Annotated in this window: 20 protein-coding genes; 8 read left to right on the top strand and 12 right to left on the bottom strand. The window is 73.8% G+C overall.

The window, feature by feature from the left end; genetic code table 11:
• The first annotated feature begins 78 nt into the window (after positions 1 to 78).
• Positions 79 to 516: a YdeI/OmpD-associated family protein gene (locus tag ACULK2_RS15275; protein ID WP_445969910.1), complete on the top strand. Its 438-nt coding sequence runs from the start codon at positions 79 to 81 to the stop codon at positions 514 to 516.
• A gap of 6 nt (positions 517 to 522) precedes the next feature.
• Here the strand turns inward: ACULK2_RS15275 and ACULK2_RS15270 are convergent, their stop codons facing one another.
• Together ACULK2_RS15270 and ACULK2_RS15265 are read right to left on the bottom strand one after the other, a co-directional pair.
• Complete coding sequence (locus ACULK2_RS15270) at positions 523 to 4,065, bottom strand: TM0106 family RecB-like putative nuclease (RefSeq protein WP_445969909.1); 3,543 nt, start codon at positions 4,063 to 4,065, stop codon at positions 523 to 525.
• A gap of 170 nt (positions 4,066 to 4,235) precedes the next feature.
• Positions 4,236 to 5,252 carry a zinc-binding alcohol dehydrogenase family protein gene (locus ACULK2_RS15265; RefSeq protein ID WP_445969908.1) on the bottom strand — a complete coding sequence of 339 codons (1,017 nt, stop codon included), beginning with the start codon at positions 5,250 to 5,252 and terminating at the stop codon, positions 4,236 to 4,238.
• Positions 5,253 to 5,393: 141 nt separating this feature from the next.
• On the opposite strand from ACULK2_RS15265, the gene ACULK2_RS15260 reads away from it, so the two are divergent.
• The gene (locus ACULK2_RS15260) at positions 5,394 to 5,786 is read left to right on the top strand and encodes an MmcQ/YjbR family DNA-binding protein (protein WP_445969907.1); all 393 of its coding nucleotides are present in this window, start codon (positions 5,394 to 5,396) and stop codon (positions 5,784 to 5,786) included.
• A gap of 30 nt (positions 5,787 to 5,816) precedes the next feature.
• Here ACULK2_RS15260 and ACULK2_RS15255 read toward each other — a convergent pair whose 3' ends face one another.
• Complete coding sequence (locus ACULK2_RS15255; protein WP_445969906.1) at positions 5,817 to 6,446, bottom strand: TetR/AcrR family transcriptional regulator; 630 nt, start codon at positions 6,444 to 6,446, stop codon at positions 5,817 to 5,819.
• A gap of 102 nt (positions 6,447 to 6,548) precedes the next feature.
• On the opposite strand from ACULK2_RS15255, the gene ACULK2_RS15250 reads away from it, so the two are divergent.
• The 4 genes from ACULK2_RS15250 to ACULK2_RS15235 all read left to right on the top strand — a co-directional run bounded on the left by ACULK2_RS15250 (position 6,549) and on the right by ACULK2_RS15235 (position 11,579).
• Positions 6,549 to 8,177, top strand: coding sequence for a purine-cytosine permease family protein (locus ACULK2_RS15250; RefSeq protein ID WP_445969905.1), 1,629 nt, complete (start codon positions 6,549 to 6,551; stop codon positions 8,175 to 8,177).
• Positions 8,174 to 9,220, top strand: a complete 1,047-nt coding sequence (locus tag ACULK2_RS15245; protein WP_445969904.1) for an agmatine deiminase family protein — start codon at positions 8,174 to 8,176, stop codon at positions 9,218 to 9,220. The genes ACULK2_RS15250 and ACULK2_RS15245 overlap by 4 nt, the downstream gene beginning before the upstream one ends.
• A 124-nt stretch (positions 9,221 to 9,344) precedes the next feature.
• On the top strand, positions 9,345 to 11,171 hold the full coding sequence (locus ACULK2_RS15240; protein ID WP_445969903.1) for an amidase: 1,827 nt from the start codon (positions 9,345 to 9,347) through the stop codon (positions 11,169 to 11,171).
• A 36-nt stretch (positions 11,172 to 11,207) separates the two neighbouring features.
• Positions 11,208 to 11,579 carry an HNH endonuclease gene (locus ACULK2_RS15235; RefSeq protein ID WP_445969902.1) on the top strand — a complete coding sequence of 124 codons (372 nt, stop codon included), beginning with the start codon at positions 11,208 to 11,210 and terminating at the stop codon, positions 11,577 to 11,579.
• A 22-nt stretch (positions 11,580 to 11,601) separates the two neighbouring features.
• Here ACULK2_RS15235 and ACULK2_RS15230 read toward each other — a convergent pair whose 3' ends face one another.
• On the bottom strand, positions 11,602 to 13,188 hold the full coding sequence (locus tag ACULK2_RS15230) for a molybdopterin-dependent oxidoreductase (RefSeq protein WP_445969901.1): 1,587 nt from the start codon (positions 13,186 to 13,188) through the stop codon (positions 11,602 to 11,604).
• 197 nt (positions 13,189 to 13,385) lie between these two features.
• Between ACULK2_RS15230 and ACULK2_RS15225 the strand changes: the two genes are divergently transcribed.
• Positions 13,386 to 14,141, top strand: coding sequence for an SDR family NAD(P)-dependent oxidoreductase (locus tag ACULK2_RS15225; RefSeq protein ID WP_445969900.1), 756 nt, complete (start codon positions 13,386 to 13,388; stop codon positions 14,139 to 14,141).
• A gap of 47 nt (positions 14,142 to 14,188) precedes the next feature.
• Here the strand turns inward: ACULK2_RS15225 and ACULK2_RS15220 are convergent, their stop codons facing one another.
• The 6 genes from ACULK2_RS15220 to ACULK2_RS15195 all read right to left on the bottom strand — a co-directional run bounded on the left by ACULK2_RS15220 (position 14,189) and on the right by ACULK2_RS15195 (position 22,265).
• Positions 14,189 to 14,593 carry a TM2 domain-containing protein gene (locus ACULK2_RS15220; RefSeq protein ID WP_445969899.1) on the bottom strand — a complete coding sequence of 135 codons (405 nt, stop codon included), beginning with the start codon at positions 14,591 to 14,593 and terminating at the stop codon, positions 14,189 to 14,191.
• A gap of 145 nt (positions 14,594 to 14,738) precedes the next feature.
• On the bottom strand, positions 14,739 to 15,416 hold the full coding sequence (locus ACULK2_RS15215) for an alpha/beta hydrolase family protein (RefSeq protein WP_445969898.1): 678 nt from the start codon (positions 15,414 to 15,416) through the stop codon (positions 14,739 to 14,741).
• Positions 15,417 to 15,499: 83 nt separating this feature from the next.
• Positions 15,500 to 16,372 (bottom strand): TspO-related membrane protein, encoded by an 873-nt coding sequence (locus tag ACULK2_RS15210; protein ID WP_445969897.1) that lies wholly within the window; start codon positions 16,370 to 16,372, stop codon positions 15,500 to 15,502.
• Positions 16,373 to 16,463: 91 nt separating this feature from the next.
• Positions 16,464 to 17,801 (bottom strand): carboxylate-amine ligase, encoded by a 1,338-nt coding sequence (locus tag ACULK2_RS15205; protein ID WP_445969896.1) that lies wholly within the window; start codon positions 17,799 to 17,801, stop codon positions 16,464 to 16,466.
• 155 nt (positions 17,802 to 17,956) lie between these two features.
• On the bottom strand, positions 17,957 to 19,168 hold the full coding sequence (locus ACULK2_RS15200) for an adenylate/guanylate cyclase domain-containing protein (RefSeq protein WP_445969895.1): 1,212 nt from the start codon (positions 19,166 to 19,168) through the stop codon (positions 17,957 to 17,959).
• A gap of 112 nt (positions 19,169 to 19,280) precedes the next feature.
• Positions 19,281 to 22,265, bottom strand: coding sequence for an aminotransferase (locus tag ACULK2_RS15195; RefSeq protein WP_445969894.1), 2,985 nt, complete (start codon positions 22,263 to 22,265; stop codon positions 19,281 to 19,283).
• Between the two features lie 147 nt (positions 22,266 to 22,412).
• On the opposite strand from ACULK2_RS15195, the gene ACULK2_RS15190 reads away from it, so the two are divergent.
• A complete protein-coding gene (locus ACULK2_RS15190; protein ID WP_445969893.1) occupies positions 22,413 to 22,631 on the top strand; it encodes a hypothetical protein in 219 nt (72 codons plus the stop codon).
• 27 nt (positions 22,632 to 22,658) lie between these two features.
• Here ACULK2_RS15190 and ACULK2_RS15185 read toward each other — a convergent pair whose 3' ends face one another.
• Together ACULK2_RS15185 and ACULK2_RS15180 are read right to left on the bottom strand one after the other, a co-directional pair.
• The gene (locus ACULK2_RS15185; RefSeq protein WP_445969892.1) at positions 22,659 to 23,375 is read right to left on the bottom strand and encodes a DUF8692 domain-containing protein; all 717 of its coding nucleotides are present in this window, start codon (positions 23,373 to 23,375) and stop codon (positions 22,659 to 22,661) included.
• 92 nt (positions 23,376 to 23,467) lie between these two features.
• A complete protein-coding gene (locus ACULK2_RS15180; protein ID WP_445969891.1) occupies positions 23,468 to 24,520 on the bottom strand; it encodes an FUSC family protein in 1,053 nt (350 codons plus the stop codon).
• Between the last annotated feature and the right edge of the window lie 10 nt (positions 24,521 to 24,530).

The raw sequence follows: 24,530 nt of genomic DNA, 5'->3' as shown, positions 1-24,530 counted from the left end.
GTGCCGTATTCCCAGAGAGCGAGCGGATGCCGCGTCGCGGGGTTCCGCGCAGCCTCGACTGGTGCGAGGCTCGGGAGCATGCAGTTCGAGACCACGATGTTCCAGTCGGGGAACAACACCGGCATCGAGGTTCCGGCCGAGGTCGTCGAGGCGCTCGGCGGTGGGCGGCGCGCACCCGTCGTCGTGCGGGTCAACGGCTACGAGTACCGCAGCACGCTCGCCGTCATGGGCGGCCGTCACCTGATCCCGTTCAGCTCGGACAAGCGCGCGGCGACCGGGATCTCCGGCGGCGACGCGATCTCGGTGGAGCTCGAGCTCGACACCGCCCCGCGGACGGTCGAGCCGCCCGAGGACTTCGCGGCCGCGCTGGACGCGACGCCCGGCGCGCGTGCGGCGTTCGACCGACTGGCCCCGAGCCACCAGAAGGCGCACGTGACGGCGATCACCGAGGCGAAGACCCCCGAGACCCGGGCGCGACGCATCGCGAAGGCCGTCGAGAAGCTGGTCGGCGGCTGACGCGCGCTACCCGACGGGCTCCCGCTCCCACGCCGGGAGCTCGATGCCGACCAGTCGCGCGAACGCACTGAGCTGGGCGACTCCCTGCGGCGTGCGAGGCAGCGCGTCGAGCAGCCCCGGCGAGTGGACCAGGTAGGCGGCGACCTGCGCTCGCGAGATCGCGACGTTCAGCCGGTTCTTCAGCAGCAGGAACTCGACTCCCCGCGGCGCGGCGGCCGCCGACGACGCGGCGAGCGACACGATCGCGACCGCGGCCTCCTGCCCCTGGAACTTGTCGACGGTGCCGACCGGCACTGCCGCGAACCCGGCACGGTCGAGCGCGTCGCGGACGACCGCGAGCTGCGCGTTGTACGGCGTCACCACGATGAGGTCGCGCTGTTCCAGCGGGCGCGGGACGGCTCGAACCGGTTCGCCGTCGCCGGGCACGATGTCGGTGAAGGCCCGCCCGAGCAGCGATCCGACGATCCGGACGACCTCGGCGGCCTCCTCGACGGATTCGGTCGTGTTGCCCTCGTGCTCGATCGGCACGGGCGTGAGTCCCGGTTCGACCCCGTCGATCGCGCGCAGCGCGGCGCAGTCGTGCGACGCGAGTTCACCCTCGTACGAGAGGGCCGAGACGGACGCCGCGAGCGCCGGGTGCATGCGCCGGCTCTCGGCGAGGAAGTAGCCGAACTCGCCGGGCAGCACGTCGTGCCCGTCGGCGATCCAGCCGAGCGCCGACATGTCGACCGGCTCGGGATGGGTGCCCTGGCTCACCTGCGGCAACTGCTGGGGGTCGCCGAGGAGCAGCAGGCGCCGGGCGGCCACCGACGCGGCGATCGTCGAGGCGAGCGAGAACTGCCCGGCCTCGTCGACGACCAGCACGTCGAGCGCGCGCCGGCCGACCCGGTCGGCGTTCGCGAAGTCCCACGCCGTACCGCCGACGACGAAGCCGGCATCGCGGTTGGCCGAGATGAACGCGGACATGCCGTCCTTGTCGATGGGGGTCCATCCGCGCACGACGCCGTCGTCGCGGTTCTTCGGCGCCTTCGCGATGCGCCGCGGGTCGAGCCCGGCGCCCACCACCGCGTCGAGCAGGTGCTCGACGACCGCGTGCGACTGCGCGACGACCCCGACCTTCCAGCCGTGGTGGCCCACGAGCCGAGCGATGACGTGCGCCGCGACGTAGGTCTTGCCGGTGCCGGGCGGCCCCTGCACCGCGAGGTAGGAGTCGTCGAGGTCGCCGAGCGAGCGCACGACCGCGCCGACGTACTCGTGATCGGGCAGCGGCGCGAGCGTGCCCGACCGCGTGCGCGGCGGGATGCGCCGCAGCAGGTCGACCGCGGCGTCCTTCGGCCACGCCGGGTGACGATCGACGATCGGCCGCGCCCACTCGGCGATCGCCGCCTTCTGCCGCCCCGCGGGCGGCGGGTTGCCCGGCACGAGCGCGAACGGCAGGTCTCGCCAGGTCTCGTCGACGGTCGAGCGTTCCTCGATGCGCACGCCGTCGGGCGTCGACTCGATCACCGTCGCCTTCGCCCATGCGCGCGAACCGGGGCGCCGTGAGAACGAGGGGAACGGCGCGGGCCAGTCGTAGAGCAGGTACAGGTCGGCGCCCGCGCTGAACCGGGAGCCGGGCGCGATGCGGCCCCGGAGCAGCAGCTCGCGTCGATCGAACTGCTGCCGGCCCTCGCGGTACCAGTCGTGCAGCACGACCGTGCGCGCCGGGTCGACGACGAGCACGTCGCGATGATCCTCCCAGGCCTCGAGCGGCTGCTCGACGCGGAAGAAGTGGCCCCACCAGAACGTCTTGAGCTCGCGCTCGTGGTAGTCGATCGCGGCGGCCGCGAGCGCGAGCGCGGTGCGATCGGGGTCGCCGCGGCGTTCGTCGGCGCCGCCCGCGAGTGCGGACAGCTCGGTCGCGAGCGGGCTCGCCGCGTACTGCTTGGCGGTCGGTTCGACGAGGAGCAGCGCGGGCACCGGCTCGACGCCGTGCGACCGCGCCAGGCCGAGCAGCCAGTCGCGCAGGCGAAGCGTCGACACGCAGTCGTACTCGTTGTACTCGGCGAGGTCGTCGAGCACGAGCCGCGCGCCGGCGGCGTCGCCCGTGGCGGCCAGCTCGCGGGCGCGCACGTACTCGAGGATCGAGTCGCCGCCCGACTTCACGTCGGCCTTGCGCAGCCGCTCGCCCATGTACAGCGGCTCGAGCTTCTTGATCGAGTACGAGCGGCTGCCGACGCGCACCGCGCGCTTGACGATCGGGTAGAGGTCGACGAGCACGCCGTCGGCGAGCAGCTGGTCGACCTCGGCCTCGCCGACGCCGTGGCGTGCCGCGATCGAGGTGAGGTGCGTCCGCTCGTAGCTCGCGTAGTGGTAGATGTGCAGGTTCGGATGCCGCTCGCGGCGCTCCTTCACGAATGCGAGGAACTGCACGAGCGCCTGGCGCTCCTCCGCGAAGCTGTGCGCCCAGATGGGCGTGAAGCGCTCGTCGACGTCGATCATGCCGAACAGGTAGTCGAGGCCCCACTCGGTCGCCGCGCCCTCGGTGTAGAGCGGGTCGCCCTCGAAGTCGAAGAACAGGTCGCCCGCATCGGGCTCGGGGATCGCCGCGAGGGCGCCCGGCTCGCGCACCTCCACGGGCGGCGGCATCGGCGGATCGTCGGGCGAGCGGTCACCGGACGCCTCGGCCGCGCGCAGCTCGGCCTCGGCGACGAGCTGCAGCCGCGCCTGCACCCGCAGGCCCTCGAGCGTCGCCTCCATCACGCCGTCGACGGGGCCGGCGGATGCCGCGAGCTCGTCGATCGTCGTGATGCCGGCGGCATGGAAGTGCGCGCGCTGCGTGATGCGCAGGCCGGCGACGAGGAGCAGGTCGCGGTTCGCCTGCACCTCGAGGTCGCACGTCGGGCAGCGCCCGTCGAGGGCGTAGCGCGGGTCGCCCCACGCGACGGGCCGATCGTCGGCGACGCGCTCCTCGACGATCTGCCGGAGGCGCTCGCGTCGCAGCAGGAACACCGGCTCGATGTCCTCCAGGCGATGCGAACTCGTCGTGCCGTCGCCGAGCAGGAGTTCGACGGTGTCGGCGCGCGGCACGCCGATGCGGTCGAGCTGCGCTGCGTAGGCCGCGAGCTGCAGCAGCGCCGTCACCCGAGCGCGGCGCGCGAGCTTGGAGTCCTGAACGAGGTAGCGGCCGTCGGGCTGCCGCACGATGAAGTCGGCGAAGCCGACGAACCCGTCGTCGACGAAGGTCGCCTGGAACACGACGGGCGCGCCCGACTCGAACGCCTCCCGCGTCGCGGCGACGGCCGCCTCGAGCTGGTCGGGGTCGCGCAGGTCGGGTCGTTCGATCTCGACGACGCCGTCGCCGAACTCGGAGCGGTAGCGCTCGAGCACCCGGATCTCGTGCGCATCGCCGAGCCGGCCCGCGCGCTCGAGCATGGCGTCGGCCACGGGCTCGAACAGCGTCTCGCGGCCGAGCTTGACGTCGAGTTCGCGCAGGAACGCGAACTCGCAGTCGGACGCCTTCTTGAGGTCGCTCGCGCTCGTGACCACCGTGCCGCCGGCCAGGTACATCGGGCTCCCTCCGCTGTTCCGTCGAGACCACGCTAGCCGCGGCATCCGACATCGCCGCCGGGGCGCGGTGCATCGCGGCCCGGCGGGTCGGCCCGGCCCCGCCCCGTCCGCCCGGCCCCGCCCCGCCCGCCCCCGTCCGCCCGGCCCGCCCGCGCCGGTCCCGCCCGGCCTCAGCGCACTAGCACGACCTTCCCGATGCTCCGCCCGGACGCCACGAGCGCGTGCGCCTCGCGGAGCCCCGCGGCGTCGATCCCGGCGATCTCGCGCGCGAGCGTCGAGCGCAGCCGCCCGTCCTCGAACATCGCGGATGCCTCGTCGAGCAGCTCGTGCTGGCGGATCATGTCGGGCGTCTCGAAGACCCCGCGCGTGAACATGGACTCCCAGAGCCACGCGATGCTCTTGGACTTCAGCACCCGGGCGTCCATATCGGGGTCCTCGTCGATCGCGACGATCTCGCCGAAGGGTCGCAGGACGTCGGCGTAGAGGGGGAGCCGGCCGGCCGTCGACGGCGTGAAGACCCGGTCGATGCCGTCGGGTGCGATCTCGCGCACGGCCGCGGCGAGGTCGCCGTGGTGGTCGACGACGTGCGCGGCGCCCATGCCGCGCACCCAGTCGCGCGTCTCGGGCCGCGACGCCGTGCCGATCACGCTGACGCCGGTGAGCGTCGCGGCGAGCTGCGTGAGGATCGAGCCCACGCCGCCGGCCGCGGCGACCGCGAGCAGCGTGCCCCCGCTCGACGCGTCGAGCCGGAACCGGTCGAAGAGCGACTCCCACGCCGTGATCGTGGTGAGCGGCATCGCGGCGGCCTCGGCCATCGACAGGTTCGCGGGCTTCCGGCCGACGAGGCGCTCGTCGACCGCGTGGAACTCCGCGTTCGTGCCCTGCCGGGTGATGACGCCCGCGTGGTAGACCTCGTCGCCGGGGGCGAACAGCGTCACCTCGGAGCCGACGCCCACGACGGTGCCCGCGGCGTCGTAGCCGAGCACGATCCGCGGGGCGTCGGCGGGGCGACGCATCCGCGTCTTGACGTCGACCGGGTTCACCGACACCGCGGCGACTTCGACGAGCACGTCGCGCGGGCGGAGCTCGGGAAGCGGCAGGTCGACGTCGGCGAGCGCGCGCTCGTCGTCGAGGGGGACGGATCCGGTTGCGGCGACCGCGCGCATGGTGTTCGGCAGCAGGCTCATACGAGAGGCCAACGGCACGAGCCGGTCGGGTGTTCCTTGCGACTCGAGCGCCGGCGCGCGCTGGGACGCCGCTCAGCCGGGCACCCGGCGCCGCGCACCGGAGCCTCGCCGCGCAACCTGGACCGGCGTAGGGTGTGCCGCGTGATCGGGTGGGACGAGGTGCGCGGGGTGGCGATGGCGATGCCCGGGGCGACCGAGGCGGTCAGCTTCGGGGTGCCGCACTGGCGCGTCCGGAACACGGGATTCGTGTGGGAACGGCCGCTCCGGCGCGCCGACCTCGCGTTCCTCGGCATCGACGAGCAGCCGTGGCCCGTCCTCGGCGCACGCGTCGAGGACGAGGCCGTGAAGTTCGCGCTCGTCGAGGACGACCCCGACGTCTTCTTCACGACCCCGCACTTCGACGGCTGGTCGGCGATCCTCGTTCGGCTCGACACGATCTCCCGCCGCCGGCTCGACGAGGTCGTCGCCGACGCATGGCTCGCCGTCGCTCCGAAGCGACTCGCGGAGGAGTACCTGCGCACCTTCGGCGACTGAGCGGCGGCTCGGCGCGCGGATGTCGCGCGGTCAGCGTCCGCCGGCGAGCGCCCCGCGCTCGAGCCCGAGCATGCCCTCGACGGCGCCGTGGATCATCGACCCGCGCGCGCTCGCGTCGCCCCAGCGCACGAGCGCCTGCGCGTTGAGGCCGTCGATCATGCCGAGGAGCTGCCAGGCGGCGGCCGCGGCATCCGTCGTCTGGAAGCCCGCGGTGGCCGATCCGTCTTCGATGACGCCCTGGACGACCGCCTGCCAGGCGTCCATCTGCTCGCGGACGGATGCCGCGAGCGCCTCGTTGCGCCGGCCGAGCGCCCACGCCTCGACCCACACGATCGTGACGTCGTCGCGCGTGCCGTCGAGGAGGGTGTCGAGCAGCGTGCCGAGGCGTTCGCGGGGGCCGGGGAGCGCGGCGAGGAGGTCGGCGACCTCTTCGATCTCCTCGGCCACGACCGTCGCGAAGGCGTCGGCGACGAGGGTCTCCATGCTCGGGTGGTAGTGCGCCACGAGGGCCGGCGCGACGCCGGCGTGGGCGGCGATGGAGCGGAGCGTCACCGCTGCGAGGCCCTGCTCGAGCGCGATCCGGCGCGCGGCCTCGGCGATCTCGGCGGATCGCTCGGCGGGGCTCTTGCGTGCGGCGCGCGTGCGGACGGGTGTTGACATCGTGCAGACAGTCTAGGTAGTCTTCCACGTTATTGATCGCATGATCAATAATATCGATCGGGTCGATCGAACATCCCGCCGTTGAACGATGAGGTTCCGCACATGAGCATCCAGACCCCCGAGGAGACGCGCGTCGCCGCGAGGTCCTCCCGCGCGCCCGGCGCGCCCGCGACATCCGCCCCGGCCGCCCCGGCCGCCCCGGCCGCCCAGCCCGCCCACGCCGCCCCGGCCGCCGACCGCGTCGGCCACGTCGAGCAGCACGGCACCGAGCACGTCCCCGCCTCCGAACGGCACGGCCGCCCGTCGAGCCTCTTCTGGGTGTGGATGTCGGCGAACGTCGGATACCTCTACTTCGTCGTGGGCGGTGTGCTCATGCTCCTCGGCCTGCCGCTGTGGGAGGCGCTCGCGATCACCGTCGTCGGCAACCTCTGGTGGGCGCTCGTGGGCTGGCTCGCGGTCAGCGGTCCCGCCTCGGGCTCGCCGAGCGTGTCGATCATGCGCGCGATGTTCGGCATCCGCGGCAACAAGGTCTTCGGCGCCGGGCTCGGCGTGCTCATCGGCCTGTTCTACGAGATCATCAACGTGGCGTTCGCCACGCTCGGCGCGATCGCCCTGCTGGCGCAGTTCGGCATCGGCCTGCCGTCCGGCGGCGAATGGGTCGTGCTCCTCGTCGTCGGCGTGCTGAGCTTCGTCATCGGCGTCTACGGCCACGCGACGATCCTCGCGCTCGCCCCGTGGTTCTCGGCCGCGCTCGCCGTCGTGTTCGTCGTGCTCGCCGTGTTCGTGTTCGGCGCCGCGGACTGGACGTACGAGGTCGCCCCCATGCCCGTGGCCGAGCACTGGGCCCTCGTCATGCTCGGCTTCGCGATCGTCGCCTCGAGCCCGCTGTCGTGGGGCATCGGGGCCGACTACGCGCGATACCTGCCGGCGGATGTCTCCAAGAAGGCCGTCGCCTGGTACACCGCGCTCGGCGGCTTCGTGCCCGCCGTGCTGATCGGCGCGCTCGGCGTCATCGCCGGCACGGCGATCGACATGACCGACCCCGAGCTCACCATCGGCGAGATCGTGCCGGCCTGGTTCACGCCCATCTTCCTCGGCATGATCGTGCTCTCGAGCATCACCAACAACGTGCTCGTCGCCTACTCCACCGGCTTCTACGCGCAGGCGCTGGCCCAGCGCATCTCGCGCGCGGCGACGACGATCGTCACCGGCATCGTCGCGACGGCGGCCGCCGGGTGGGTGCTGTTCCTGTCCCCGAGCTTCCTCGACGCGCTGAGCGCCTCGCTCGAACTCGCCGTCACCGTCTTCGGCCCGCTCGTGTCGATCTACGCGATCGACATCGTGCTCCGCCGCAACCGCTACGACGGCGCCGCCCTCGACGACACGCGCCCCGGCGGCCCGTTCTGGTACCGCGGCGGCGTGTTCCTCCCGGGCGTCGTCGCGATGGTCGCAGCCATCACGATCGCGGTGCTCTCGGCGAACACGACCCTCTACGTCGGCCCGATCTCGAACGCCCTCGGCGGCGCCGACCTGTCGGCCATCGTCGGGCCAGTGCTCGGCGCCGGCATCTACGCGATCCTCTGGCTGACCACCAGCCCGTACCGGGACCCTGCGAAGCGGCCGGGCGCGGCATCCGGTTCGTCCGTGGCATCCGCCTCGGCCGAGGCATCCGCTGCCATCATCGAGACGGATGCCGCGGCATCCGCCCGCACGAACGGAGACCCCGCATGACCTGGCGCATGCCCGCCGAGACCGCTCCGCACGAACGCACCTGGATGGCGTTCCCCCGCGAGGGCCTGACCCTCGGCGAGGGCGACGCGCACCGCGAGGGGGGCTACGCGGCCTGGACGGCGGTCGCCCACGCGGTCGCCGAGTTCGAGTCCGTGACGATGGTCGTCGACCCGTCCGAGCTCGCGCGAGCCCGGCGGATGCTCGGCACCGACTCCGGCATCGAGATCGTCGAGGCGCCCCTCGACGAGTTCTGGATGCGCGACTTCGGCCCCACCTTCGTCGTCGACGACGAGCGCCCCGGCGTTCTCGGTGCGGTCGACTGGATCTTCAACGGCTGGGGTGCGCCCGAGTGGGCCGAGTGGAAGGTCTCCGCCGGGATCGCCCGGTTCGCGGCCGCGCACGTCGGCGCCGAGCTCGTCAGCTCGGTGCTCGTGAACGAGGGCGGCGGCATCCACGTCGACGGCGAGGGCACCGTGCTCCTCACCGAGACCGTGCAGCTCGACCCGCGCCGCAATCCGTACGCCGACCGCGCCCGCGTCGAGGCCGAGATGGCCCGCACGATCGGCGCGTCCAAGGCGATCTGGCTGCCCCGCGGCCTGACCCGCGACTACGACGACTTCGGCACGAACGGCCACGTCGACATCGTCGCGACGTTCGCCGCGCCGGGCCGCGTGCTGCTCCACCACCAAGCGGATGCCGCGCACCCCGACTTCGAGGTCACGCGCGCGCTGCGCGCCCAGCTCGAGGGCGAGACGGATGCCGCGGGCCGCCCGCTCGAGATCGTCGACCTGCCCGCGCCCGCGACCCTCCGCGACGACGAGGGGTTCGTCGACTGGAGCTACGTGAACCACCTCGTCGTGAACGACGGCGTCGTCGCGTGCGGCTTCGGCGAGCCCGAGGCCGACGCCCGTGCGGCGGAGGTCCTCGGCGAGGCGTACCCCGGACGCCGCGTCGTGACCGTCGATGCGCGACCGATCTTCGCGCGCGGCGGCGGCATCCACTGCATCACCCAGCAGCAGCCCGCGCTGGAGGTCGTGCGATGAGCCCGGCCCGTCTCCAGCGCCATCCGCGGTTCACAGGAGGATCGGCGATCCGCAGGACGGAACCCGGCCTCGTCATCCTGTGCATCGACGGATCTCCTGTGCACGGAATCGACGGAGTCGCACGATGAGCCCGCAGCCCGCCGCATCCGACCGGCCGTTCGACGTCGTCGAGGCGTCGATCGCCGACCTCCGGGCCGCGCTAGAGGACGGCCGCACGACCGCGGTCGAGCTCGTCGGGGCGTACCTCGCGCGCATCGACGCCTACGACGGGCCCGACACGGAGACCGCGTTGAACGCGGTCGTCGTCCGGAACCCCGACGCGCTCGCCGAGGCCCGCGCCTCCGACGAACGCCGCGCGCGCGGCGAGGTGCTGGGGCCGCTCGACGGCATCCCGTACACCGCGAAGGACTCGTACCTCGTGAAGGGGCTCACCGCGGCATCCGGGAGCCCGGCCTTCGCCGGACTCGTCGCGCAGCGCGACGCGTTCACGATCGAGCGCCTGCGCGGCGCGGGCGCGATCTGCCTCGGCCTCACGAACATGCCGCCCATGGCGAACGGCGGCATGCAGCGCGGCGTCTACGGCCGCGCCGAGAGCCCGTACAACGCCGCCTACCTCACGGCCGCGTTCGGCTCGGGCTCGTCGAACGGGTCGGGCACGGCGACGGCGGCGAGCTTCGCGGCGTTCGGCCTCGGCGAGGAGACCTGGTCGTCGGGCCGGGCCCCCGCGTCGAACAACGCGCTCTGCGCGTACACGCCGAGCCGCGGCGTCATCTCGACGCGCGGCAACTGGCCGCTCGTGCCCACCATGGACGTCGTCGTGCCGCAGACGCGCACCATGGCCGACCTGCTCGAGGTGCTCGACGTCATCGTCGCCGACGACGCCGAGACGCGCGGCGACTTCTGGCGTGCGCAGCCGTGGATCGCGCTGCCCGCGGCATCCGCCGTCCGCCCGCCCTCCTACCGGGCGCTCCTCCCCGAGGCATCCGCTCCGGGGGTCGGTCCGCGTCATCCGGCACCGACCGAGCCCACGCAGGTGGCGCAGAACGACCCCCGGGGCGGGGGCGACGCCGCACTCGCGGGCAAGCGGATCGGCGTGCCGCGCATGTACGTCAACGCCGACCCCGGGGCGGGGACGGCCGAGCCCGGCGGCACGGTCGGCATCGGCGGGTCGACGGGGCAGCGCATCGAGACGCGCGACACCGTGATCGAGCTGTGGGAGGCCGCGCGTCGCGACCTCGAGGCGGCGGGCGCCGAGGTCGTGCTCGTCGACTTCCCGGTCGTGTCGAACTACGAGGGCGACCGCCCGGGCGCGCCGACCATCGCGACGCGCGGGCTCGTGAGCCCCGAGTACCTGAGGCGCGAGATCGTCGACCTGTCGGCGTGGGCGTGGGAGGACTTCCTGCGGGACAACGGCGACCCGGCGCTGCCGTCACTGGCCGGCGTCGACGGGTCGCGCATCTTCCCGCAGCCCGAGGGCGCGCTGCCCGATCGGTACACGGGCTTCGACGACGACATCGCCGAGTACCCCGAGTGGGTGCGCGCGCATCCGGATGCGAGCTGGGACGACATGCCCGAGCTCGAGGGCGGCCTGCGCGGCCTCGAGGAGACCCGCCGCGTCGACCTCGAGCAGTGGATGGACGACCTCGGCCTCGACGCGGTCGCGTTCCCGGCGGTCGCCGACGTGGGCCCCGCCGACATGGACGTGAACCCCGACTCCGCCGACCTCGGCTGGCGGAACGGCGTGTGGGTCGCGAACGGCAACCTGGTGCCGCGGCACCTCGGCATCCCGACCGTGACGGTGCCCATGGGGCTCATGCGCGACATCCGGATGCCGGCGGGCCTCACGTTCGCCGGACGCGCCCACGACGACACGGCCCTGCTGGCCCTCGCCGCCGCGTTCGAGGCGCTCGCGCCCAGGCGTGCCGCGCCGCCGCGCACCCCGGCGTTGTGACCCGGACCTGAGGTCGGCCGGGGCTACGCTGGCGCCATGGCGGCCAGCCGGACCCGCTCGGCGGTGTACTCGCGACGACGGAAGCGTCGGATGGCGCGCGTCACGCACGACCTCGACGCCGCGCAGTGGGACGCGCTCACGGCGGAGTGGGGCGGGTGCGCCTACTGCGGCTCGACCGGCCGGGCGCTGCAGCGCGACTGCGTCCTGCCGATCTCGCGCGGCGGCCGCTACACGCTCGAGAACGTGGTGCCGGCGTGCGGGTCGTGCAACGCGAGCAAGTGCAACGACGAGGTCACGTCGTGGCTCCGGCGCAAGAAGCTCGACGAGCGCGCCTTCCTGCTGCGTCACCGCGAGATCGCGGTCGCGCTCGCCGCGCGATTCGCCGACCCGGACGGCGGGACGAGCTGATCCGAGCCCGAGGACCGGGCGCTCAGCCGACGTCGAACGTGCGCTCGTGCAGGCCGGTCGCGCCGTCGGGCGCGACCGGCGCGCGTTCGGCAGTCTGCACCTCGCCGTCGGCGGAGATCGCGCGAACGCGCACGGTGTGCGAGCCGGGTGCAGCGTCCCACTCGTATCGCCACTGCACCCACGTGTCGGCGTTGATCGCCGTCGCGAGCGTCGCCGGCCGCCACGGCCCGCCGTCGACCTGGACCTCGACGGCGGCGACGCCCGTGTGCTGGTGCCAGGCGACGCCCGCGACGATGACGGCGCCCGCGGAGACGCCCTGCCCGGCGCGCGGCACGTCGATGCGCGAGGAGAGCTTGACGGGGCCGCGCTCGCTCCAGCCGCGATCCGACCAGTAGGCGCGTTCACGGTCGAACCGGGTCACCTCGAGCTCGGTGACCCACTTCGTCGCCGACACGTACCCGTACAGCCCGGGCACGACCATGCGCACCGGGAATCCGTGCTCGACGGGCAGGGGCGTGCCGTTCATGCCCACCGCGAGCACCGCCTCCCGACCCGGGTCGGTGAGCACCTCGAGCGGAGTCGACGCCGTGAAGCCGTCGATGCTGCGGGAGAGCACCATGTCGGCGTCGGCACCGGGCACGGCACGCGCGAGCAGCTCGCGGATCGGGTACCCGAGCCACACCGCGGTGCCGATGAGGTCGCCGCCGACCTCGTTGGACACGCAGGCGAGCGTCGTCACGCTCTCGCCGAGCGGCAGGGCGAGGAGCTCGTCCCACGTGAGCTCGACCTCTCGCTCGACCATGCCGTGGATCCGCAGCCGCCAGTCGGCCGGGTCGACCTGCGGCACGGTGAGCGCCGTGTCGATCCGGTAGAACTCGGCGTTCGGCGTGATGACCGGCGCGAGGCCGTCGATGCCGAGCTCCGCGGATGCCGGCACTCGCGCCGACGTCGCGGGCGCCGGCAGCCGCAGCGCCTCGCGCACCGCGCTCACCGCGCGCGAACCCGCCGACAGTGCGGTGGACGCGACCGCGGCGAGCACGCCGACCGCGGCGGTGCCGCCGACCCAGGCGAGGAAACGGCGCCGGTCGACCTCGGCGATCGACCCGGTCGACGCGGATGCCGCGGGCGTCCGTGCCTCGACGTCCCGCTCCGCGGGCGGCCGCTCCGCGGGCAGCCGCGCGAGCAGCATCGACAGCGCGGCCATCGCCGCGAGCGCGCCGATCGACGCGGGCAGGATCGCGAGCAGCGACGCGTTCGCCCGGGTCGCGGCGGCGAGCGCGCCGAACACGCCGAGGAGCGCGAAGATCCCGCGGCCCCAGCGCGGATGCCGCGCCTCGACCACCCCGGCGAGGGCCCCGACCGCGACGAGCACCACGCCGACGCCGATGAGCAGGGCGAGCTTGTCGCCGGTGCCGAAGAGGGCGATCGCGGCATCCTTCGCCCACGGCGGTGCGAGATCGATGAGCAGGCCGCCGATCGACGCGAACGGCGAGGCGGTGGGCGCGATGATCGCCGCGGCGAGCTCGCCCGCACCGGCGCCGAACGCCGCGGCCGCGACGCCCGCGAGCGCGGGTCGCAGCCGCCGAACGGGCGGGCGGTCGGTCGGCATGACCTCAGGCTACGTCCGGCGGCGCGGCGCGGCGCCCTCGCGGTGGGGAGCGTAAGCGGTTCGTAAGGGTGCCGCATCGTTCCTCAGGACTCAAGGCCCGGCACGACCCGGCAGCCTCTGCCTACGGTGGGAGGGCGTGGCGACAGGCGGTACGCGCCATCCGTCACCGGATCGAAACGCAGGCGAGGAGAGGGAACATGGCAACCTACGACGTGTCCGACCGATCGGCGATCGTGACCGGAGCCGGCAGCGGCATCGGGCGTTCGATCGCCCTGCTCCTCGCCGCGAGCGGGGCTTCGGTGATCGTGAACGACCTCGACGGCGAGCACGCGACGTCCGTCGTCGAGGAGATCCGCGCGGCGGGCGGGACCGCGGAGGCGTCGGTCGGCGACGTCACCGACGCCGACTGGATCGCGGCCTCCCTCGACGCGGCGAACGCGCTGGCACCGCTGAAGCTCGCCGTGAACAACGCCGGCATCGGCGGTGCGGTGGCGCTCATCGGCGACTACCCCGTCGACAGCTGGGACAAGGTCATCTCGGTGAACCTCAGCTCGATCTTCCTCAACATGCGCGCGCAACTGCCCGCGATCGCCGCGAACGGCGGAGGCTCGATCGTGAACATCGCCTCGATCCTCGGGTCGGTGGGCTTCGCGAACTCGTCGGCCTATGTCAGCGCCAAGCACGGACTCGTCGGCCTCACCAAGAACGCCGCGATCGAGTACGCCGCCCAGGGCGTCCGCGTCACCTCGGTCGGCCCGGCGTTCATCAAGACCCCCTTGATCGACGCCAGCCTCGATGAGGCGACGCAGCAGGCCCTCGTGGGCCTCCACCCGATCGGCCGTCTCGGCGAGCCCGAGGAGGTCGCCTCGCTCGTCGCGTTCCTCGGCAGCGACGCGGCGAGCTTCATCACCGGCAGCTACCACCTCGTCGACGGCGGCTACACGGCGATGTGACGACACCGTCGCCCGGCCGGCTCGCGCCGGCCGGGCGGCATCCGCCCCTACGTCCAGGGCAGCGCCGGGAGCAGCTGGTCGGTCAGGAATGCGAACGACTGGGAGACGGCGGTCGCGACCCAGCCGAGCAGGATCCCGACCGCGGTCACGATCCAGGCGATCGTCTGCTCCTGGCGGGTTCCGATCACGCGCCTGCCGTCGGCGTCCTTCGCGGTATTCGTGAGCGTCAGCACCAGGTCGACGAGCCACCAGATGCCGAAGCCGCCGACCGTGAGCAGCTTCAGGATGCCGGTGCCGACCTTGCCGAGGTAGAAGCGGTCGACGCCGAGCACGCCGAGCAGCCAGGCGAAGAGCCATGTCGCGATGAACGAGCGGTCCGAGGTGGCGGCCTGCGCGGCCCGCGCGACCTGCGGGTTCGGGCCGGGCGCCGGCTCGGGCTGGTAGGCGGTCATGACGTTCCCCCTTCGTCACCGGCCACGATGCCGGGCGTCGCGGCTCGTGGGCGGGGTCCTAGGTCCCTCGGCTGCGGGACAGGGCGGCGTCGGGTGCGACGGCGCCGGACGGCGCGTGGCCGGTGCGCGCCCGTTCCGCATCCGGTCAGTCGTGCGCTGCGACGAACTCCGCGACGCGGGGCGCGAGGCCGGCGCCCACCTCGGCGGCGGGGCGCTTCGCACCCTTCACCTCGAGCGAGTGGTTCCCGCCCTCGATCCAGTCGAGCACCGCCGACGGCGCGAGCCCGGCGACGAGCCGGTCGAGCTGCTCGTTCGGGATCGCGAACGGGTCGTTGCGCCCCTGCAGGAAGAGCATCGGCACGCCCGCGAGTGCGGGGAAGTGCTCGTCGCGCGACGTCTCGGGGCGCCCAGGCGGATGCAGCGGGTAGCCGAGGAGCACGAGCCCCGCGGCATCCATGCCCTCGGCGACGGCCATCGACGCCATCCGCCCGCCGAACGACTTCCCGGAGGCCCAGACGGGCTCGCCGTCGGCGGCCCGGGTGCGCGCGGCGTCCATGACCGCGCGCCACGTGGCGATGGCCACCGGCGGACGGTCGGGGAAGCGGCGCCCCGCCGCGCGGTAGGGGAAGTCGAATCGCACGGTCGCGACGCCGAGCTCGCCGAGCGCACGGCAGAACCCCGTGAGGAAGGGGTGGTCCTTGCCCGCACCGGCGCCGTGCGCAACGACGATCGTGGCGGTCGCGCCGTCCGGCCGTCGCAGCACCGCGGGGACCTCGCCGACGCCCTCGCCGACGTCGATCGTGAGGGCCTGCTCGTCGCTCATGCGTTCCATCGTGCACGACGAGACGGGGCCGGGACGACCCGAAACGTCCCGGCCCCGCGTGCTGCGCCCCCGCGCAGCATCCGTCACCCCGTCCCGGCGGCCCCCGCCTGCCGGTCGCCGCGCGCGGAGCGGATCGCCCCGATGCGCGCCACGAGGGTGACCAGGAGTACGACGGCCGCGGCGATCGCCGCGGCGATGCCCGTCGCCGTCGACGACGGCTCGTCGGTGAGGCGCCCGACGGCGACCCACGCGAGCCCCCACGACAACGACAGCGCCGGCGCGATGCGCCCCCGGCCCCAGATCGCGAGCGCGATGCCGACGAGCGCCGCGGCGGAGATCACGCCGATCGCCCACGCCTCGGCGGGCAGCCCCCAGCCCTCGAACCCGGCGGCCTGCAGCACCGCGGTCGCGTTCGCGGCCGTCGCCACGATCACCCAGCCGAGGTAGAGCCCGATCGACCCGTCGGTCACGACCGCGTCGACCACGCCGCTCGGCGGCATGCGTCGCAGCTGCACGAACAGCCACGCGAGGACGACCAGGAGGACGACGATCACGGGCAGGCTGAGCCAGAGCAGGTCGAGCTGCACGACGCCGATCCAGACGGCGTTCAGCACCAGTGAGGCGGCGACGGCGTAGCCGATGCGGCGGTGCCGCGCGCTGGTCCGCTGCGCGGGAAGCACCTGCCAGATCGCGTACGCGAGCATGCCCGTGTAGATCACGCTCCAGATGCCGAACGCGGAGCGCGCCGGCGCGATGAGCGTGGAGTCGGCATCGAGCCAGCCGCCGGCGGCGTCCTGGATCGGCGTGCCGCCTGCGGCGCCCGACCCGATGAAGGCCGCGACGATCGCGAGGAGGGAGGTGACGAGCACGACCGCCTGTCGGGTCGTGTCGGCGGCGCCGCCGCGCCGGGTCGAATCGGTTCGGGCTTCGGTGCTCGGGTCGGTCGTCGAGGTCATCGGATGGCTCCTCCGGTCTCGTCCGTCGTACGGGGTCCCGCTTCGGCGTGCTGCCGTGCCGTCAGCGTACGAACCTCGCCCGACGGCCACGTCAACCGTTCGATTGAATCCGTCCGGAGTCGTCGGTGGAGCCGCGCAGGGAGGGGTCGGTGCGACCGATGAGCCCGGGGTGCGCGGCGCGGACCGCGGGACCGGAATGGCCGCCGTGCCCGGCCGCGCCGCCTCGGCCTCCCGGCCCCCCGTGCCCGCTGTGCGGCGCGTGCCGCCCGCCCGAACCCGCGGTCGTGCTGGGACGCGCCGTGATCGTCGCGGCGAACAGCCGTCGGAGGCCGGCGATCCCGGCGCGGTTCCAGGCGGCGAGCTGCCGCGCCGCGCCGGTCCCGTCGCGAAGCAGCCCGCCGATGAGCTCGTGCACGAGCTCGCGGTCGCCGGCACGCTCGAGCGGCTCGGCGAGGTACCGTTCGAGCCCGCGGACGACCTCGGCTGCCGGCGCGAGCCGACCCGTCTCGGGGTCGAACGCACCGCCCGACAGGCCCGCGTGCGCGGCGTGGAGCGTCGCCGCGCTGAGCAGTTCCGGCGGCACGTCGGGATCGGGATCGGGGTCGTCGACCGAGCGCAGCGGCCGGACGGCGCCGGGGTCGGCGCCGTACCGGGCGTACTCGTCGACGGCCCGCACGACGAGCGCCCGGCAGAGCGCCGCGACGAGCAGGGTGTCGTCCGCGGTGAGCTGGGCGTCCGCCATCCGGAACTCGATGGTCGGCAGGTGCTCGGAGAGCCGCACGTTCCAGGCGATGAGCGCGAGGTCGGCGAGGCCGCCGACGCCGAGCATCTGACGCGTGCGGCGGTCGTAGTCGGCGGCGTCGGCGAACCGGGGCGGGCAGCCCGCCGTCGTCCAGCGGCGCAGCTGCACGGTGCGCCAGCTCTCGTACCCGGTGAGGTACCCCCGCCAGAGCGGCGAGTTGCCGGTCATGGCCGTGAGCAGCGGCAGCCACGGCCGCACCGCGTTCAGCGCGGCCACCCCGTGCTCGCGGCTCGGGATGCCGACGTGCACGTGCAGGCCGCTCATCTGGTGGTCGGCGATGATGCCGGCCATGTCGCGCACGATGCGGTGGTAGCGATCGGTGTCGGTGATCGACGGGAACGGATGCGCGTCGGGCGACGTGCCGACGCTCGCGACGCAGACGGCGTGGCGGCCGGCGTCGGCGTCGACCTCGCGCCGGAACGCCAGGAGCCGGTCGGCGGCCTCGCCGAGGTCCTCGAACACGGGCGACGCGTACTCGACCTGCGAGGCGAGGAACTCGGGATGGACGTGCTCGCCCCAGGCCGGGTCGGCGGCGAGCCGACTCCGGACGTCGGCCGCGACATCCGCCGGCAGCATCGTCTCGGGGTCGAGGAAGATGAACTCCTCCTCGATGCCGAAGGTCGTCATCGTCGCTCCTGCCCCGGGCCGGTGGTCCGAGGTGGGTCCCGGCGCCTCATGATCGCAGCGTGCGCCGCCCGCGCGGCGGTGTCAAGGGCTACCGCAGGGGGCCCGCGTGTGCGTGCCGTGCGTCGCGCACGTCGCTCGTCGCAGTGGCCCGGGGCTCACCCGGACGCCGTCGCCTCGAACACCTCCACGGGCTCGGCCAGCCCTTTCAGGACGAGGGCGCCGGCCGGGCGGAACGACAGCGCGGGGTCCTCGTTCAGCTCGACGACCGCCCGCGTGACGAGGGTCTGCCCGGCCGAGGCCGCGCCGGAGATCCGCGAGGCGAGGTTCACGGCGCGTCCGAAGTAATCGCCGTCCTGCATGACCACCGGGCCGGCGGCGATTCCCGCGTGGGCGGGCAGGCCGATCGTCGGTGCCGCGTCCACCATCTCGAGGGTCGCACGCACCGCGCGTTCCGGCTGGCGGAAGTGCACCATGACGCCGTCGCCGAGCCACTTGACCGGAGTACCCGCGTGGTCGGCGACGACCCGCTCCACCATCGCGCTCAACTCCCGGGCGAGGCGCGCACCGGTGGCGTCGCCCTGCGCGTCCGTGGCGCTCGTGTAGCCGGCGAGGTCGATGAAGACGAACGCCGGCGGATGCGCCGGTGCGGCGTGCGGCAGGGTCGTCTCGATCGCCCGCTCGATGCCCTCGACGATTCCAGCGGTCCATCCCCGCTCCTGCTGTCGGCGGTAGAGCGTCAGCACCATCTGCTCCATGAGCGGGGTGAGCTCCGCGCCGAGGTGCGCCGCCTCCTCGAGCGCCTCCCCGAACTCCAGCCCCGATCTCATCAGTCCGCCGACGATGTACGTCTGGAACAGCTCGTTCTCGGCCTCGGTGACCCGTCGCATCCCGTCGACGTACACCCGGCCGATGCGGACCATCGCGTCGATGTCCGCAAGCGCCGCGACCATCCCGATCAGGCGGAAGATCGACTCGTCGTCCCGTCGTGACCGGTCGTCGGGCTCGAGTCGCCGGCCGATGAGGGCGCTGCTGGTCTCGCGGATCACGTCGAAGGGGATCCCGAGCCGTGCGGCCAGCCGTCCGTACGTCTCGGTGCCGAGCTCGGCCCAGGACCGGTACTGCGGGGCGTCCATGAACGTCAGCGGCAGCCGACCCGCCGAGACCGCCGCACCGATCGTCTCGGCGTCGAGGCCGGCGCGATCGCAGGCCTCGATGAGCCGTACCCGCTGGACGTCGCTCGGGCTGAACGTGCCGTCGACGGCGGGCGCGACCACCCCGAACGTCAGCAGCCGCTCGACGAACTCGCGGCCCACGCCGGAGCGCTCGACGAGCTCGTCGAGGGTGTACCGACCGATCGAGCCGTCCACGCGGCCGAGCCTATTCCCCGCCCGGGGCGGCCGGCAGTGCCGCGTCGGGGGGGCGGGCGCCGCTCGCGGCCCCGCCGATCACCAGCCCCCGCCGATCACCAGCCCCCGCCGATCACCAGCCCTCGGCGAGCACCCGGTCGAGCATCGCGACGAAGAAGTCCGCGCTCTCGCGCGTGACGACGAGCGGCGGCTTCACCTTGAGCACGTTCCGGTGGTCGCCCGTCGGCTGCATGATGACGCCGAGCTCGAGCAGCCGGTCGCAGATCGCCGCCGTCTCCTCCGTCGCCGGCTCGAGGGTCGCGCGGTCGCGGACGAACTCGACGCCGAGGTACAGCCCGAGGCCGTGCACGATGCCGATGAGCGGATGCCGCTCGGCCAGCGCCTCGAGCCGGCCCTTCAGGTACGCGCCCGTGTCGGCCGCCTGCTGCTGGAGCCCCTCGTCGCGGAACGCGTCGAGCACCGTCAGCCCGGCGACGCTCGACGCCGGGCTGCCGCCCGTGGAGGAGAAGAAGTACCCGCCCGTGCGGTACCGCTCGGCGATCTCGCGCGTCGTGATGACGGCGCCCAGCGGGTAGCCGTTGCCGGCGGCCTTCGCGACCGCGATGACGTCGGGCACGACGCCCTGCTGCTCGAAGCCCCAGAACCACTCGCCGAGCCGGCCGTAGCCGGCCTGCACCTCGTCGGAGACCGCCAGCCCGCCGACCTCGCGGACGGCAGCGTAGACCTCGGCCAGGTAGCCGTCGGGCAGCGGGATGCCTCCGGCGTTGCCGGCGAAGCTCTCCGAGATGAACGCCGCGGGCGGGCGGCCGGATGCCGCGAGCTCGCGGATCCTCGCGGCCGCCTCGGGCCCGTAGTTCCGCGCGTCCACGCCGCGATGCCGGCCGCGGAACGGGTTCGGCGCGTCGACCGGATGCACCCAGTCGGGACGGGTCGCGAGGGCGTTCGGGTTGTCGGCGACCGACGTGCTCACCGCGTCGGACGCGTACGTCCAGCCGTGGTAGGCCTCGAGCAGCGAGACGACCTCGCGTCGCCCGGTCGCCAGCATCGCGACGCGGATCGCCAGGTCGGTCGCCTCCGAGCCCGAGTTGACGAGGAACACGGTGTCGAGCGGGTGGGGTGCGAGCGCCGCGAGGCGCTCGGAGAACTCGACGACCGCGCCGTAGTTGAAGCGCGAGTTGGTGTTGAGCGTGCGCAACTGCTTCGCGACGGCCGCGGCGAGCCCCGGGTGCCCGTGCCCGAGCGGGGTCACGTTGTTGACCATGTCGAGGAAGACGCGGCCGTCGGTGCCGACGAGGTGCTCGCGCCAGCCGCGTTCGATGCGCGGGGGAGCGTCGTAGTAGTGCTCCTGCACGTCGGCGAACGAGCGGTCGCGCCGCGCGACGAGGTCTGCGGCGTCGCGCGCGGGGTCGGCGGGCGGGTCGCCGCCTCCGTCGGACGCGTCGGCGCGCAGCGGCGCATCGGGACCGGCCCCGCGCAGCCCCATCGCCGTCGCCGGATCGATCGTGACCGCGAGCCATCCCCGTGCCACCTCGGGCCGCACGAGGTGCGGCACGTGGTGCGGCGCGTCGGACGCCTCGAGCCGGATCCGAGCGCGCGTGCGCGCCGGGATCGTGCCGTCGAGGATCGTCATGCCGTCGGCGGCCTCGACCACGAGTCGGGGCGCGCCCTCGGTGTCGCCGCGTCCGGCGCCGCTCGCCGAGAGCCGCGTCGCCGACGCGAACCACACGTCGATCCCCGTCGGCACGGTCGCCGCCGACTCGGCCGAGTGCGTGCGGCTCCGCGTGAGCCGGGGCGTCGCGCGTTCGAGCCAGGCCATCGGCGCGCCCGCGTCGAGCGCGGCGAGCGCGAGGCGCTCCTCGAGGCCGGGGTCGAGCCAGGCGCCCGAGTCGACGTCGTCCGACGTGATCGAGACGTCGATGCGGGCGGCGGCCGAGAGGTCGATCGCCGGGGCGGTCCCGATACGCGTCGCCTCCGGCGGCGCACCTCGACCACCGAGGTCGACGCCGAGTGCGTCGGCGATGAGGTGCGTCATCACGACGGAGCGCACCGAGACGGCCTGCTCGAAGATCCGCCACTCCCGTTCGACGCCCTCGGCCGCGTAGGCGTTCGCGCCGCCGTCGATCTGCACCTGCTGCTCGCCGCTCACGACGAGCACCGCGCCCCGCAGCACGACGAGGGGCCACAGGGCCCGCACCTCGGCGGGCGAGAGCGGCCGCAGCGCGTGGAACGCCCGCACGGCGGGCAGCACCGACCACGGTTCGGCGCCCGCGTGGTGCAGCACCGACGAGATCGTGATCGCGAGCTCGGCGACCGCCCAGCTCCGGGTCACGTCGCCGAAGTCGATCATGCCGTCGGGCATCCGGGTGCCGCGCCCGGTCGTGCACACGACGTTGTCGTCGGTGAGGTCGAGGTGCACGGCCTGGAGCGGCAGCCCGTCGGCGACGGCCTGCACGTCCGCCCAGGCGCGAGCCGCGGCATCCGTCACCTGCTCGCGCTTCGCCGGATCGGGGTGGACGTGCGCGAGCAGATCCACGACGCGGTCGGCGTGGCGCGGATCCCACTGGAGCACGCGGTCGAGCCCGGGATGGTCGAAGTCCGCGAGTGCGAGGCTCGCGTGCGCGGCGATCTCGCCCAGGCGAGCGACCACGGCGGGCGAGAGGTGCGCCGGCCCGGTGAGCGTGCCGCCCGGGAGGTACTCGAGCACACGGATGGCGAGTTCGCCCTCGCTCGTCTCGGCGACGACCGAGCGCGGGGTGCCGTCGTCGGCACGGCTCGTGGTCGCGATGCGCAGGTGCGGGGCCATGGCGGAGATCCGGGAGGCGGCGTGGTCCTGCGCGTCGACCTCGTCGGCCGTGAACGCGGGATTCGCGATCTTCACGACGCCGATCGGCGTGCCGACCTCGCGCGCTGCGCCGCGCTCGCCGCGGCTCCGCGCGAGGAAGTTCTGGTCCTGCTGGCTGCCGAGCGGGTCGAGGTGGACGTCGAGTGCCCACCGCTCGCGCACGATCGCGGCGACCTCGTCGGCGGGCAGGGCCGGCGCGGGCAGTTCGCCCGCCGAGAAGAAGTCGAATCCACGGAGGTTCCCGGGCTGGCTCATGTGCGCCCCTTTCCGCCTCGACCATAGCCAGAGCGGATGCCGCGGGCCGAGCGCCGCCGTGTCGATCGCAGCGCCGATCGTCCACCGGTCGGGCGACGCGCGGCCCGCCTGACACGGATGTCGGCGGCCCCTCGTACCGTGATGGCCATGACGAACCAGCCGCTTCCGACGCTCGAGCCCGACGTGCTCGACGAGCCCTGCCTGCGCTGCGGCTCCGCCGCGGTGCGAGTCATCGTGTACGGCCCGCTCGACCTCGAGGTCGAGGCCGATGCCACGGCCGCCGGTCTCTCCGACGAGGCGCCGATCTTCGACTGCCGCGACTGCGGCTTCGAATGGGGCGAGGCGATCCGCGACCTGCTCTCCTGAGCGCCGCTCCGCACGCGTGCTGGGGCGCTAGCGGGTTCCTCGATCGATGCGATCGGCTCGCAGCAGCCGGACCGCGGCGAGGGCGACGAAGGCGGCCCAGGCGAGGAGGCCGAGGAGCTTCGCCCCGTCCTCGACGAGGACCGACGCCCGGGTGGGCGGGTCGACGAGCAGGTCGACGAACGCCGAGACGCCGAGGCCGGCGAACATCCCGGCCAGGAGCATCGGGTCGAGCCGCTCGAGGATCAGCTCGTGGAACCGGCCGACGTACGCGAGGAAGCCGAGGCCGTACGCGGCGACGAGCACCATGCCCGAGATCGGGCCGAACGCGCTCGCCTCGTGGAGCAGGAACAGGTCGTCCGCCGCGACGACGAGGCTCAGCACCGCGGCCCAGACGAGCAGTCGACGGCCGTCGTGGTCAGCTCGGACGACCGCGGAGGCCGCGAGCGCAGCGCCGGCGGCGAGGACCATGGCCATCACGCCGAGATTCGAGACGAGCCCGTAGGCGGGGCTCGCGTCTCCCCGCGTCGCGGCGACGACCTGGGCGTCCCGGACGAGATCCGTCGGCGAGAGCCAGGGCTGCGTGACCACGACCGCCATCACCACGGCGACCGCTGCGGCGATCATCGCGGGAAGCCAGTCGGGCGTGCGACGGAATGCGTCTCGGGTCCGGTGCGGCGTGCGGGTCTCGGTCGTCGCGGTGATCGTGGGCTCCTCCCGGCGCCGCGGTCGCGGCGCCTCGATCACGTGAGCGTAGACGCGGCGGCCGCGAGGCCCCAGTCCTTGACAGATGCGCCGTTCGACGGCAACGCGCGGGCGCGAGCCGGGCTCGGGCGCCCTCAGGAGGGCGGGCCGGTGTCGACCTCGTCGGAGAGGAGCTCCTCTCGGATGCGGCGGAGGTCCTCGAGGAGGGATCCCAGAAGGATCCAGTGCTCGGACTTCGGGGCGGCGACCTGGAGCGGCGCCGTGAGCGCCGGGATGACCGAGGTCAGGGGCTCGGGGTCCACCTCGGCGAGGTGCACCGCCAGGCGGATGTCGTGCGCGACGCGATGCAGCTGCTCCGCGATCGCACGGACCGTGGGTTCGCCCGCGAGGCCGTCGTCGTAGTGATCGACGAAGGCACGGGTCATCCCACCGACCTGCGTGACGATCGGGCTGAGGCGCATCAGCAGCCGGCGCTGCTCGGCCAGGTCGCCGCGGTGCGCCGAACGGCGCGGGTTGAGCGTGAGCGACTCCTCGGCGTCGCTGATCGCCGCGCCCGCGGCATCCCGCATCGGGCGCATGAGCCGGACCTCGAGCATGAGCTCGGTCAGGTCGGCCGGGCTCTGGGGTGCGAGCAGTGCGTCCCCGAGGCGGTCGACGGATGACGCGAGCTCGCTGCCGAGGCGCGAGAGCTGCTCCCGCGCCGGCGCGGTGAGGACCGGCGGCACGATGAGGGCGTTCACGACGATGCCGATGACGGCGCCGATGAGGGTCTCGAGCACGCGATCGAGCGCGTACTCGGGCGACGTGCCGCCGAGCGCGAGCACGAGCATCGCACTGATCGCGACCTGGTTGGCGGTCGGGGCGGTCATCCGGGCGGCCCATGCGGCCAGCAGCGCCACGAGGATCGCCGCGAGGATGACCCAGCTGTTGGGGCCGAATACGAGCCCGAGCGTCGACGCGATCACGACGCCCGCGATGACGCCGATGCTTCGCTCGATGGCCTTGCCGAGCGACTGGTTCACGCTCGGCTGCACCACGAGCAGTGCGGCGATCGCGGCGAAGACCGGCAGCGGGCCGGGGATCAGCCACCCGGCGATCAGCCACGCGGCGACCGTCGCCACGGCCGACTTCAGCACCTGCAGGATCGGCGCCCGCCGGGTGGCGCGGAACCGCTCGGAGAACCGCATGCGCCCCACG

The organism is Agromyces molybdatiresistens (genome assembly GCF_052748445.2).
The sequence above is the reverse complement of the archived record's forward strand: the minus strand, read 5'-3'. Positions and strand labels throughout refer to the sequence as shown.

Bases quoted from the DNA above. Each gene is read 5' to 3' on its own strand.
- ACULK2_RS15215 (WP_445969898.1), bottom strand. From the start codon at position 15,416: ATGAGCGACGAGCAGGCCCTCACGATCGACGTCGGCGAGGGCGTCGGC.
- ACULK2_RS15275 (WP_445969910.1), top strand. From the start codon at position 79: ATGCAGTTCGAGACCACGATGTTCCAGTCGGGGAACAACACCGGCATC.
- ACULK2_RS15255 (WP_445969906.1), bottom strand. From the start codon at position 6,446: ATGTCAACACCCGTCCGCACGCGCGCCGCACGCAAGAGCCCCGCCGAG.
- ACULK2_RS15225 (WP_445969900.1), top strand. From the start codon at position 13,386: ATGGCAACCTACGACGTGTCCGACCGATCGGCGATCGTGACCGGAGCC.
- ACULK2_RS15195 (WP_445969894.1), bottom strand. From the start codon at position 22,265: ATGAGCCAGCCCGGGAACCTCCGTGGATTCGACTTCTTCTCGGCGGGC.
- ACULK2_RS15180 (WP_445969891.1), bottom strand. From the start codon at position 24,520: ATGCGGTTCTCCGAGCGGTTCCGCGCCACCCGGCGGGCGCCGATCCTG.
- ACULK2_RS15210 (WP_445969897.1), bottom strand. From the start codon at position 16,372: ATGACCTCGACGACCGACCCGAGCACCGAAGCCCGAACCGATTCGACC.
- ACULK2_RS15220 (WP_445969899.1), bottom strand. From the start codon at position 14,593: ATGACCGCCTACCAGCCCGAGCCGGCGCCCGGCCCGAACCCGCAGGTC.
- ACULK2_RS15190 (WP_445969893.1), top strand. From the start codon at position 22,413: ATGACGAACCAGCCGCTTCCGACGCTCGAGCCCGACGTGCTCGACGAG.
- ACULK2_RS15205 (WP_445969896.1), bottom strand. From the start codon at position 17,801: ATGACGACCTTCGGCATCGAGGAGGAGTTCATCTTCCTCGACCCCGAG.
- ACULK2_RS15235 (WP_445969902.1), top strand. From the start codon at position 11,208: ATGGCGGCCAGCCGGACCCGCTCGGCGGTGTACTCGCGACGACGGAAG.
- ACULK2_RS15245 (WP_445969904.1), top strand. From the start codon at position 8,174: ATGACCTGGCGCATGCCCGCCGAGACCGCTCCGCACGAACGCACCTGG.
- ACULK2_RS15240 (WP_445969903.1), top strand. From the start codon at position 9,345: ATGAGCCCGCAGCCCGCCGCATCCGACCGGCCGTTCGACGTCGTCGAG.
- ACULK2_RS15230 (WP_445969901.1), bottom strand. From the start codon at position 13,188: ATGCCGACCGACCGCCCGCCCGTTCGGCGGCTGCGACCCGCGCTCGCG.
- ACULK2_RS15270 (WP_445969909.1), bottom strand. From the start codon at position 4,065: ATGTACCTGGCCGGCGGCACGGTGGTCACGAGCGCGAGCGACCTCAAG.
- ACULK2_RS15250 (WP_445969905.1), top strand. From the start codon at position 6,549: ATGAGCATCCAGACCCCCGAGGAGACGCGCGTCGCCGCGAGGTCCTCC.
- ACULK2_RS15265 (WP_445969908.1), bottom strand. From the start codon at position 5,252: ATGAGCCTGCTGCCGAACACCATGCGCGCGGTCGCCGCAACCGGATCC.